Raw genomic sequence first — 12,552 nt, forward strand, 5'->3', positions numbered from 1 at the left:
GACTTTTTGTGCCGGATCTCTCTTCAGATCTTTTATCGCATCAATTTCTGAAGTGTCGTCACGAGCTCGTCAATCGTTTCATCTTTTCCATCCCGGATATCATCTGCCACACAGGTCCGGATATGGTTTGCCAAAAGCACTTTATTGAAACTATTCAGAGCTGCATTCACCGCAGATACCTGAATCAGAATATCCGGACAATACGCGCCTTCTTCAACCATCCTTCGAACTCCCCTGACTTGTCCTTCAATTCTACTCAGACGATTCATCAGATCTTTATATTCTTTTTCCGGTCGATCCTTTGTCTTGTGACAACATCCCGGACAGACTTTCTTTTCTTCCATTGTATTTCTCCTGTTGTATAACCCCCAGGGGTATATTTTCTAATTATTAATATATACCCCCTACAGGTATATTTCAAGTGCTTTTTAACAAAAAGTTACTGTTCATGCTACATGCGGTTGCTGCTTACGCTATATGCGGCCGGCAACAACAAAGAAGCTGTCATGGAACATTTCACGATTGTATCTATGTTCCATGCAGCTTCTCTGCAATCCATTATTATGTTCGTTATTATATTTCCTGACAAATCTGTCTTATTCCACACTCTTGAGTGACTCAACCATGTTGATCTTCTTTAATTTAAAATACATCACTCCATTGACAAACAAGGAAAAGGCCACTGTCAGCAGAAAGGCATACAGGAAACTCGGTGGATCTATATTTCGTCCAAACATAACGGAATCAATCTCCACTGTCTCAACAATAAAACGGTGCAGAATTTTTCCGATCACCAATCCCGCCAGTGCCCCAATCAAGGTCAGCAGGATATTCTCTCTGTAGACATAAGAAGAAACTTCCTTGTCATAAAATCCAAGTACCTTTAATGTTGCCAGTTCTCTCTTGCGCTCTGTAATGTTAATATTATTCAGATTATACAGCACTACAAATGCCAGCATTCCTGCTGAAATAATCAATACAATAATCACGATATCCAGACTCTCCAGCATATGATCCACCTGCTTTTTCAGGCTTGTCGTATAGCTGATGCTAAGTGTTCCATCACACTTCATTACATTTTCGCCGACATCCTTTGCCTCTTCTGTTGTACGGTCCTGAGTTCTATAATAAATCGAATTATAGTCCGGAGCCTCACCGAATGTCTTTTCATAGACTTCAGATGTCATATAGAGATAATGTCCCATATAGTTCTCACAGATTGCACTGATCAAGACTGTTTTCTCTCCATCATCTGTATCAATCGTTAATTTATCACCGACATTGACTTCCAGCAGTTTCGCTGCTTTTTCAGTCAGGATTGCTCCTTTATCCTCCAATGAATAAATTTCCTTTGTCTTCCGATCCCGGATCACGACAAACTTTTTGAATGCTTCCACATCTTTTGGTACATCTAAATAAACTTCCTGAGAAGACTCTCCTGAACTGACCTCAATATTTTTCAAAAGATTTTCTGCAGTCACTGATACCTTCTTATCCGCATCCAGTTCTTTCTGGACATCATTTCTCTCTTCTTCTGTCACATCTTCCTTTAAAATAACGTCTCCATCATAAAGCTGAATCTGTTCGTATTGAAGCGGAACGATTGCTGAAATAGAATCTTTTAATCCAAAACCAAACAACATCATGCCCATACAACCGCCAATTCCAAATACTGTCATGAAGAAGCGTTTTTTATATCGCACCAGATTGCGCACGGTTGATTTCCACGTGAAATTCAGATTTTTCCAGATAAACGGAACTCGTTCCAGAAATACTCGTTTTCCCTGTTTTGGTGTCGGCGGACGCATCAATTCTGCTGCCTGCTCTCGTAATTCTTTCATACAGGAGAACAGTGTTGCGATTACTGTACATGCAAGTGCCGCTGCACATGCTGTTACAGCATAATACAAATTATATGGGATCACAACATCATACATATGACGATACAAGATCTTATATGCAGTGATAATGATATATGGAATTATCTTTTCTCCAATCAGAATTCCGAAAACACCACCGGTTAATGTCGCAAGGATCGCATACCAAAGATATTTTCCAACAATTGAAGCATTTCCATATCCGAGAGCCTTCAAAATACCGATCTGCGTTCTCTCCTCCTCTACCATTCGTGTCATTGTTGTCAGACTGATCAATGCTGCAACAAGGAAGAAAATGAGTGGGAACACTTTACCGATTGCCCGCATACGATCTGCATTATCTCCATATCCACTGTATTCTGTCAGATTGTTCCTATCATAGACATACCACTTTGGCTTTTCAAGATCATCAATCTTCTGCTGTGCTTTCGCAAGCTCTTCTCTTGCTTCTGTAATCTGCCGTTCTCCATCTTCAATCTTCTTCTGAGCTTCTATACGACCTTCCTCATACTCTGCCCAACCGTCTTCCAGCTCCTTTGTTCCGCTGCTTAATTGCTGCTGTGCCTCCTCAATCTTCTTCTGTCCCTCACTGATCTGCTGCCATCCGCTGTCAATCTGCTGCTGACCGGATGTAATCTGCGCCTTCGCCTGATCTATCTGCCGACTTGCGGTAAGGATTGCAGCATCCCCCTGTGTCAGCACATCCGTCAGTTTCTGTATATTATCCTGTAATACCGGAATACCCGCTTCAATCTGAGCTATCCCGGCTTCAACTACTGGAAGCCCTTCGTTGATCTGCGTTAATCCGGCTTCGATCTTTGTCTGGTTTTTCTGAATCTCTGCTTCGGCAGCCTTCGCCTCCAGTTCCATTTTATCCAGATTTGCTTTCAATTCAGTCAACTTCTCTTCCATTGCTGTTTTTTCAGCTTCCAACTGTTCTAACTGAGCTTTTAATTCCGGATCTTCTTCTCCTGCTTCCTGTTTCCGGTCATATTCTTCTTTCAGTGCCTCATAGTTCTGTAAAAGAAGTTCATACTGTGTATTTAATTCTTCATAAGACTGTTTCAGCGGCTGATAAATCTGCTGATACGCGGACTGATAGTCTTCTGCCTGTTGCTGCAATTCTTCCTTTGCTTTCAGAAGCTCATCTTTCTTTTGCTGCATCTGTGTCTGTTGCTCTAAAAGCTCTTGTCTCTGATCTTCCAGACTTTCTTCCTGCTCTTTCAGTTGTGCCAGCTGATTTCTTAATGTTGTAAGTGTAATCTGTTTTTCACTAAGTTCCTGTGCTCCCTGCTCAACTTGTGCTTTGGACTGATCCAGTTCCTTTTGTTTTGATACCAGAAGATTTCTCGACTGCTCCAGTTCAAGCTTCGAGCTGCCAGCTGATTTCTTCCCCGTTCAAGCTCTTTCTGCGCTGCATCAAGTTTCTCTCTTGCACTTGCAAGTTCTTCTTCTGCCTCTTCTTTTCCATCCGCCAGATCCTGCTCTGCCTGAGCTAACTCTTCTTGTGCTTCATCCACTTTTTCCTGCGCTGTCGAAACAATCTCATCATATCTGGCCTGTTCTCTTTCCTCTTTAATTGCCTGCACCTTTTTCAGCACAGAATCCACATGTTCTTCATATTCTTTCGTAAATGCAGTCGCTTCCTTTGCACTTTCAACCTGCACTGTAATCTCTGTATACACATCTAATGAAAATGCTTTCTCCGGAACGCAAAGAAAGGCACTGACACTTCCATTTCCGATTGTTGTACTGCCTCTGTGAAATGCAATATACTCCGGACTGCTGACCGTACCAACAATGGTAAATGTATCTGTCTTGAGTGTATCTTCCAAAGAATCCGAAGTCCCACTCGATAATGTGATCTTATCCCCAATCTTCAGATTCTTTCCATCCAGATAATCTGCATCTATTACACATTCATTTTCCTTTTCTGGAAGCCTGCCATCTTCTAACTGAACTTGATTCATCTTATCCTGGAGCGCCATAACATGAACTGCTACCTGGTTTCCCCGAATCGTACAAAGTACATCTGTTGCATAGCTTCCTTCTGCATCCAATACACCATCCACAGCACGAATTGCATCCAGATCATCTTCTGTCAGTCCCATTGTACTCATTACCTGAATATCCATCAGGTTCTTCTCATCGAAATATGTATCTCCTGAATATCTCATATCCGGCTCTGATGCACGAATTCCGGAAAAGAATGCACATCCTATCGCAACAATAAAGAAAATGGATAAAAAACGTCCAAGACTATGACGGATCTCCATATAAAAGTTTTTTCGTAATGCTTTCTTCATCCACATCCCCTACCATTCAATTTCATCAATCGAAGTCGGATTCTCATTAGATTCCATTCTTGCTACCTGTCCATTTTTTATATGAATCAATCGATCTGCCATCGGCGCAAGTGCCTGATTATGTGTAATGATAATAACTGTCATTCCCTTTTCTCTACACATATTCTGAAGTAATTTCAAAATTGATTTTCCTGTATTGTAATCCAATGCACCTGTTGGCTCATCACAAAGCAAAAGCTTTGGGTTCTTCGCTAATGCTCTCGCGATTGAAACTCGCTGCTGCTCACCGCCGGAAAGCTGTGCCGGAAAATTATTCTTCCGTTCCCCCAGACCAACTTCCTCCAAAACTGCCTGTGCATCCAACGGATCCTTACTGATCTGCAACGCAAGCTCAACATTTTCCAATGCGGTCAGATTCGGCACAAGATTATAAAACTGAAAAACAAATCCGATGTCATCTCTGCGGTATCCTGTCAGCTGTTTGGAATTATAAGCTGTAATATCTTTTCCATCTACATACAGCTTCCCGCTTGTTGCTGTATCCATTCCGCCGAGAATATTAAGCACAGTTGTCTTACCTGCACCACTTGGTCCAACAATTACAACAAGTTCTCCCTGCTCAATCGAAAAGCTGATGTGATCCACTGCATGAATCTCAACTTCACCCATTTTATAAGTTTTCGTGATATCCTGCACTTTAACGAATTCCTTCATCTACATTCTCCTGACTCTTTTTCTCTTCTTCTGCATCTCTCCTGGCAAGCAGTCTGTTACTCTTTTCTTCGATTCTCTACAGGCGCAGTTTCTCCCACTCTTCTCCTGCACCGAATGTCTCATGAAAACGTTCCGGAAGCGGTGTATCCTGGAATAATTTCTTCTGATACTGTACGATCAGACTCGCAGCTAACGGCACTGCACCTGAATATTGCCGTTTTAAAACCTTACAATATTTCTGACATAACGGATCTGGCTTTACACTCATCACTATGTCATGCAATGAATCGTATTTCCCCACTGCCTTCATCCCAAGAAACAACGCTTTTCGCTTTCCAGATGTCGGTGCCAGAAACAGCTTATGATAAAAAACCATCCCTTTTAATGCCTTATAGATCTGCTCGGCTGTTACATCTTTGAAAAATGGTGCGATCACTTCCGCATACTCCATCTTAGGATGAATATGCTTCGCTGTCAGATAGCGCAAAGGATCATGATAATCTTCCGTCAGCATCATTCGATCCAGCTCCATCTCAATCTCATTGTGTGAAACTCTTCCTACCTGCATAATTTTTTCAACATAAGGATGACATTCACTGTCTAAAGCAAAATGACAGATAAATCCATAAATATATGCACGCGCAGCAGACGGATCTTTTGCTTTCTCAATCACTTCAACTGCATGATGGAAAAACTCATCGGCAAATTGTTCATGAAGTGTATGCCCCTGTTCATTCACCGGATCTTTCTTTAATGCATTATAATAAAATAAGATATCCGGTCCATGTAACCCAATATCAAACAACTCTCTATGCGCTTCTATAGAATTCTGAAGGGGTCTTGGAAGTGCGCTGAGCACCTCTTTTCCGAATTTATAATGTGCGTATGTTGTTGGCATAAGAAACCTCTCCTTTTTCTGAATTTTCTTGTTAAGATTTATAATTACTCATATTATTATATTAACACATTCTTCCCTGTCTGACAGTAATTATCTTTATAAAAAATATGTGAAATGACATTAAAAATGCTAAATTTTTACGTTACTGTTCAAGGGCTAACTGGACTTAAGAAAACCGATGGTGTAAACTGGGAAACAGCTAAAGCCATCGGTTTTCTTTATCCAAATATCCTGGACACTCTGTCAAATATATTTTCTGGTGCAAGACATTCCTGATGATCCGTTCCATAATTATAAAAGGTCCGGTCATGATCGTGTACAAGGATCCCCTGAACATAATTATCCACAATATAAAAAAATAAAAATTCGTCACTTTTTACAATGACTTATGCATCCCCTTGAACAGTAACAGGCAATCGTATGGATCATTTTTTTTACATCCAGTGGTTTGGCTAAATGTGCGTTCATACCACAGTCCAGTGCATGGCGTACATCCTCTGCAAAAGCATTAGCGGTCAGTGCGATGATGGGAATGGAAGAAGCATCCGTCCTGTCAAGCTTCCGGATCTGGCGTGTGGCCTCGTATCCGTCCATCAGAGGCATCATAATATCCATAAGTATCACATCAAATGTCCCCTCGGGGTGACGGGAGAAAAGTTTTACAGCTTCCCTGCCATTGGATACTGCAGTTACCACAGCACCTTCCTCTTCAAGGAGTACCTGTGCCACTTCTCTGTTTATTTCATTATCCTCTGCCAGCAGGATCTTTATGCCCTGAATGGAGTTTCGCTCAGATTCTGGCTCAGAAGAGATATCCGTTTCTTCTGCCTCTTCAAATGGCAAAGTGATCACAAAAGTACTTCCGATACCCGGAGTACTGGAAATCTCAATGGTACCACCCATCTGTTCAAATAGCGCTTTGGCAATGCTCATACCCAGTCCGGTGCCATGATATACACTTCGGGCATCCATATTCTCCTGAGTAAAGGGTTCAAAGATCTTCTCCAGATATTCTTTGTTTATGCCGATTCCTGTATCAGAGATCGTCCATCTGCAGACCAGCTTATGATCATGAGAAGGGAGAGCATGGATCTCCGTATGGATTGCCCCATTTTCTCTGTTGTATTTGATACAGTTACTGTAAATATTCATCATGGCACGACGGAGGTGCAGAGGGCTGCCGTATACAAAGGGATGTTCGTATATCTCCGGTGCGATATGAACGGTGAAATCAATGCCGTTTTTCTGTGCCTGCATATCAATCAGCATCTGTGTCTCTTTTTCATATCTGATCAGATCAAAAGGTTCATGGTTGAGTACAAGTCCGCCCTCCTCGATCTTGGACATATCCAGTACATCATTGATAAGAGAGAGCAGATGACTGGCTGAAATGAATGCTTTTTCACGATTACTTTTCAGGAATCCGATATCATTTTCGTGCTTTTTATCAATTTCCATCAGACCAATGATCCCATTCAACGGCGTACGCATATCGTGGGACATACGGGAAAGAAAATTGGATTTCTCTGCATTGGCACGTTCGGCAGTATCAAGAGCTTCTTTGAGAAGCTTCTGGTGTCTGATTTCTGATTCCACCACATCGTCCACATTCAAAAATCCCAGAACAATGATACCGGAGTCTTCGTTTTTGATAAAGCGGAACTGATAGTAATGGATACCATCCCTGTCATTTATCCGGTAATTCCCCTTGTATTCGGACTGACCGGACAAAACACTCATTACATTATCCAGTTCCAGTGATTCTTCCAGCATTGTACGGTCATCCGGATATACACGCTGCCAGATATAGTCTGAGAGGAAAAGATCATAGGGGTATGTATTGTTGTGTTTTTTGTCCGGAGCAGGGACATCGCGGTCTTCCTGCTTGATCACAGAGAGAGTTTTTTCTCTGGGATTGATCAGGTATACGTTCAGGTAGTTGCTGCTCAGTGTCTGGACAATACTTACCTGTGTCTCATAGGCTTCCTGTGTTCTGGTGACATCCTCACCGTAGAGGATTGCTTCCAGATGGTTATTGGAAGGATTGAGCAGCAGTCTTGTCACATATTTGGAAAGCCTGGTTATATTGTCATCGTAGAGACAGCGGGAAACTCTGGTGACCTCTACCTGACCGTCCTCGTAGCTTTTCATCAGGGAACTGCGGCAAAATGCGTTGATGAAATCATTTCTGTCCTTTAATACCGGTATAAAAACAGCAGTCTCTGCAATAAAATGGTCAATGGAAGCGTCAGCATCTATCTTATAGGCCAGGGCAGAAGTGCCTCCGATCTTCAGAATCTTATCATCTGTAAGGTCGAGATGAAAGTAGCCGGCAGCATGGGTAATGGATGCCAGAAGAGAGTGGAGCTGATTTTCATAGATTTTGCGTGCTGTCACATCATTGTCTTCACAGGCCACTGCAATTACGAAATCCCGATAGTCATCGGCGTTTCCGTTTCTGGCAATGAGCAGATAATAGTAATGGACAGTATCTGTGACAACCCTGAAATGGATTTTGAAAGAGGCTTCCTGAGAAAGTCTTTCCAGCAGGGTTTCATAATTCAGGTGTCTGGACACATAGGAACGCTCATCCGGATGAATATATTTCTGGATGATAAAATTAAATGACAGCTTATAGTCTGCATTATCTTTAATATCCGCAAAAGCATCAGTAAATCTGGAACGATATACGGAGATTTTCCCGGTTTCCCGGTTTACGCCATAAACAGACATGTAGTCAGAAGCAAGCAGGTTGATGGCACCCAGCAGACGGAGAGAGTTCTCACCTGTGGGAATAGACTTTGACAGGCTTTCTCCTTCGGCTACTGTGCTGAATACAAGTGCATGTCCTCTGCTACCGTCGGGCTGTACAGTCTCTACTGCATCAACTGTCTCATAAATATGACGGATCGGATCCAGGTAGGTCTTTGGCCCCTGTATCCCCAGTGCTACAGGGCAGGGCGGGCATGGGGAATCAAGCCCCATAAGTGCCTTATAGCATTTCACTCCCGGCTGGAGATTGGGGTACAGTTGTTTGGCAGTGTCGTTATAGCTTAGGATATTATAGTCTTTGTCTATGCTGTAATATCCAGATGAGTGTGTGTTCATAATTTTATACTCCTGATGTTTAGTGCTTTAAAGTATACTCTTTTTACTAAAAAATAGCAATGATAATGGATGAATTTGTAAAGGTTGTACAATGTTTCGGGATTTTGGCATATTCATGCCAAAACGCCTCGCAGGATAGTAGCGTGTGAACAGTAACTTTTTTACTGCTTTTTTACTTCTTTTAACGCAATAACCACTTGACATTTATATTTCTTTTTACTATATTAATATGTACAGCACACGCAAGGACGTGTCTGTTACAGTAGAGAGTATTCATTACTCTACCTGATCAGGGCTTGTACTGGTTTCGACAGGGATCTCGAAGATGGAGAAGCTATCCGTAGGCTGATGCGTTAAATCGCAAACTTAAAATTAAACGCTAACGATAATTTCGAATTAGCTGCAGCCTAAATGCTGCATGTCAGCCCTGAAGCACTCACACTTTAGGAATCTGGCACCGACTATGTGAGAAACGATGATGGCAAAGCTTTGAGCCGTCAGGCGTATTATGAAGCTACTGAACCCGTAAGGATGTTAGTTTTCGTACGGCAGAGGGAATGTCAAATAACTGACTATGATAGTAGAAGTACATGGGACAGGTTTTTGGACGCGGGTTCGATTCCCGCCAGGTCCACTTTTCAATGAAAGTGTGAAGACTTCAAAATAACGGCATTGTATCTCGTAAGATGAGATGCAATGCTGTTATTTTTTGAATAATATCCTTACTTGCAAATGGAATGCATAAAAAACTCTGAGATGCTCGCAAACATTGACTTCACAAGAATCTCAGAGAAAAAATAATGCCGCAGACCGGAATCGAACCGTTTTACTTAATCTCAAATACTGATAGAAAGGGGCTTTGAAGACTTCATCACGGTTGCGGTGTTCAAAAAGTGTTCAAATGTTTGTCGCATACAAACTTGAAGTTATCTTTTTCCTAATGGCAATGCTATTAAATTTCCCAATAATGCAATAACAGCATATCCAACTACATAAACCCATGCACTTGAGTTATAAAATATAAATATAGATGGCGCAAACATTATTGCTACAATCAAAATATACCAGAAGTTAAAACCATTCCTAATCCCATAAAAAACAGAGGTTATTAAACATATTAGAGGAATAATTACTAACATAACAATCATTGCACTTCCTGTGTTTTTTATAAACCAAGGAACGATATAAAAATCTATCAGCAACAGTAGGTAGAAAACCATGTTCTTTTTTAATTTATCCATCATATCATCATCCTTTCAAATCCCGATTGAACAAAATCGCTACGCGATGGCCTGCCGAGGCTGTGGCATAGCGATTTTCTGTTTTCTATAACAAAACAGTGGAAAGCAAGTCCTAAAAGTAGTATTGTTAAATCACCACAAAATAACAATCAAACAGGATCGACCTCTCCACTGCCTATGAAAAGAATACCACCCTTCCACTTGGTTGGCAAGCGGTTTTATGACCCCAATGCCCCTCCGTATAAAGCAGTGTTTCTGATAACTACTGATTTTATATGGAGGATTTTATTATGTATGAAAAATATTTAGAACAGCTTGAGGAAGCCGGGAAAATCCGTAACCTCAAAGAACGTTCCATCAGTTGCTATAAAAACTATGTTTCTTACTTTCTGAAATATCAGAATAAGAATCCCAAAGAACTTACCTGTCAGGATGTCAGGGTTTTTTTGCTTGCGAAAAAAGAGGAAGGACTGAAAGCCACAACTCTGAATCTTTACAATTCTGCCATCCGTTTTTTCTATCGAAATGTCCTGCATATCCTTTGGGATGACATCACAGTTCCACGTATGATCCTAGAACATAAGCTTCCTACTGTACTGACTGCCACTGAGATTGACTGCCTGTTAGATGCTGTTGATGATATCAAATATAAGGCTATGTTCGCAGTCATATATTCCTCAGGTATGAGAGTTTCTGAAGTGATCCATCTTCATTATGATGATATCTCCCGTTCAAATATGCAGATCCATGTCCGGGATACCAAGAATAGAATGGACCGTTATACCATTCTCTCCAAACGTTGTCTGGATATCCTTACACAATACTGGTTTGAGAAAGGTCGTCCCCGTGGCATCCTGTTTCCGAATAAATTTACCGGTAATTATCTAACAGTCAGTACTCTGGAACAGGTAATGCGACGGGCAGTAGCTGATGCAGAACTTCCAAAGACAGCAACCCCGCACTGTCTCCGCCATAGCTTTGCAACCCATCTGATGGAACAGGGCATAGAACGGCATAACATTCAAGCACTGCTTGGACACCGTGATCCGAAATCTACGGAAGTTTATCTTCATGTCAGCAACAAATCCCTCATGGGCATTCAAAGCCCTTTTGACAGGAAAGATGGTGCTGACCATGAATAAACCCACTGTCCAGGATATTTTTCGACATTTTTATACAGCATACCTTGAAAAGTATTCTCCATCCCCGGAACAGGCAAAAACTGCCCGGAACATCTTGAACTGTAAAACAGGAGCTTATGGTGCAAATATCAGTGTATGTGAAGACTGTGGTGCTGTCCAGATCCATTATAATTCCTGCCGTAACCGCTGTTGTCCCATGTGTCAGGCAGTCCAAAAGGAAATGTGGATGGATGCCCTCAGGGAAGATGTACTTGATGCACCTTATTTCCATCTGGTGTTTACAGTCCCTGATATTCTGAACCCAGTCATTTACAGTAATCAGAAACTGTTATATGACACGCTCTATCATGCAGCCTCTGCTACTATTCAAGAACTTACATCAGACCCAAAGCACCTTGGAGCTTCCGTTGGTTATATCTGCATCCTTCATACATGGGGCTCTGAAATGAACTTCCACCCTCACATTCATATGATACTGCTCGGCGGTGGACTGACACCGAAAAATGAGTGGAAAGATAATGGTACGGAGTTTTTTCTCCCTATATGGGCTATCTCCAAAGTATTTCGTGGGAAATATATGGATGAACTGAAAAATCTCTGGAATACAGATCAGCTTGAGTTTCATGGAACAGCAGAAAAATACCGTAATCATTATGAATTCAAAGAACTTATAGATTCCTGTTATGACACAGAATGGGTTCCTTACTGTAAGAAAACTTTTAACGGTGCACAATCTGTGATTGATTACCTTGGAAAATATACCCATAGGATCGCTATCAGCAATCACCGCATCATCCATATGGATGATGAAAATGTTACTTTTTCTGTTAAGGATTACCGGAAAGAAGGACAATGGAAGGAACTGACCATTTCCGGCATTGAATTTATACGGCGTTTTCTGATGCATGTGCCCACCAGACGCTTTGTCAGGATCCGGCATTATGGACTTCTATGTTCCCGCAGCAAACACAAAAAACTCACTTTATGCCGGAATCTTCTCGGATGCAAAAAATATCTTTCAAAGCTCAGGGATAAGGAAATGCCGGAAATACTGAAACAGCTATACGGGATAAACATCTGTGTATGTAAATCCTGCGGTGGACATCTTGGAAAACCACAACTGAGAATACCGCAAAGGTGTTAAAATCTAAATCTTTTATATGTTTTTTAAGCCTCAAAATCCTGAGGTTTTATTGTTGTATCTATTTATCTAAAAATCCTTGATTTCTGTAGCGTCTGCATAGGAAATCCTGTATAATCATGGAT

The 12,552-nt window shown here is 41.4% G+C and carries 9 protein-coding genes and 1 other RNA gene; 3 read left to right on the top strand and 7 right to left on the bottom strand.

Translation table 11 applies throughout. The features are described 5' to 3' along the window. Nucleotides 1–32 precede the first annotated feature (32 nt). The 6 genes from DXB52_RS06170 to DXB52_RS06190 form a co-directional block, all read right to left on the bottom strand. Complete coding sequence (locus DXB52_RS06170; RefSeq protein WP_015529301.1) at nt 33–344, bottom strand: metal-sensing transcriptional repressor; 312 nt, start codon at nt 342–344, stop codon at nt 33–35. A gap of 252 nt (nt 345–596) precedes the next feature. Further along, nucleotides 597–3,041, bottom strand: coding sequence for an FtsX-like permease family protein (locus DXB52_RS06175; protein WP_318550715.1), 2,445 nt, complete (start codon nt 3,039–3,041; stop codon nt 597–599). 80 nt (nt 3,042–3,121) lie between these two features. After that, nucleotides 3,122–4,183: a hypothetical protein gene (locus tag DXB52_RS16790; protein ID WP_472519987.1), complete on the bottom strand. Its 1,062-nt coding sequence runs from the start codon at nt 4,181–4,183 to the stop codon at nt 3,122–3,124. Nucleotides 4,184–4,192: 9 nt separating this feature from the next. Then, nucleotides 4,193–4,897: an ABC transporter ATP-binding protein gene (locus tag DXB52_RS06180; protein ID WP_015529299.1), complete on the bottom strand. Its 705-nt coding sequence runs from the start codon at nt 4,895–4,897 to the stop codon at nt 4,193–4,195. A 76-nt stretch (nt 4,898–4,973) separates the two neighbouring features. After that, the gene (locus tag DXB52_RS06185) at nt 4,974–5,795 is read right to left on the bottom strand and encodes a zinc dependent phospholipase C family protein (protein ID WP_117825874.1); all 822 of its coding nucleotides are present in this window, start codon (nt 5,793–5,795) and stop codon (nt 4,974–4,976) included. Between the two features lie 369 nt (nt 5,796–6,164). Further along, on the bottom strand, nt 6,165–8,903 hold the full coding sequence (locus DXB52_RS06190) for a response regulator (RefSeq protein ID WP_118106761.1): 2,739 nt from the start codon (nt 8,901–8,903) through the stop codon (nt 6,165–6,167). 292 nt (nt 8,904–9,195) lie between these two features. Between DXB52_RS06190 and ssrA the strand changes: the two genes are divergently transcribed. Further along, nucleotides 9,196–9,540: a transfer-messenger RNA gene (gene ssrA, locus DXB52_RS06195) on the top strand. Nucleotides 9,541–9,829: 289 nt separating this feature from the next. Here ssrA and DXB52_RS06200 read toward each other — a convergent pair. After that, nucleotides 9,830–10,147 carry a hypothetical protein gene (locus DXB52_RS06200; protein ID WP_081733101.1) on the bottom strand — a complete coding sequence of 106 codons (318 nt, stop codon included), beginning with the start codon at nt 10,145–10,147 and terminating at the stop codon, nt 9,830–9,832. A 287-nt stretch (nt 10,148–10,434) separates the two neighbouring features. Between DXB52_RS06200 and DXB52_RS06205 the strand changes: the two genes are divergently transcribed. Together DXB52_RS06205 and DXB52_RS06210 are read left to right on the top strand one after the other, a co-directional pair. Beyond that, entirely contained in the window at nt 10,435–11,286 is an 852-nt protein-coding gene (locus DXB52_RS06205) for a tyrosine-type recombinase/integrase (RefSeq protein ID WP_118106762.1), read from the top strand. Beyond that, nucleotides 11,279–12,430: an IS91 family transposase gene (locus tag DXB52_RS06210; RefSeq protein ID WP_118106763.1), complete on the top strand. Its 1,152-nt coding sequence runs from the start codon at nt 11,279–11,281 to the stop codon at nt 12,428–12,430. Before DXB52_RS06205 ends, DXB52_RS06210 begins: the two co-directional genes overlap by 8 nt. The last annotated feature ends 122 nt before the right edge of the window (nt 12,431–12,552 follow it).

Origin of the sequence: Ruminococcus sp. OM04-4AA (assembly GCF_003462585.1) — a bacterium.
Lineage (GTDB): Bacteria > Bacillota > Clostridia > Lachnospirales > Lachnospiraceae > Mediterraneibacter > Mediterraneibacter faecis.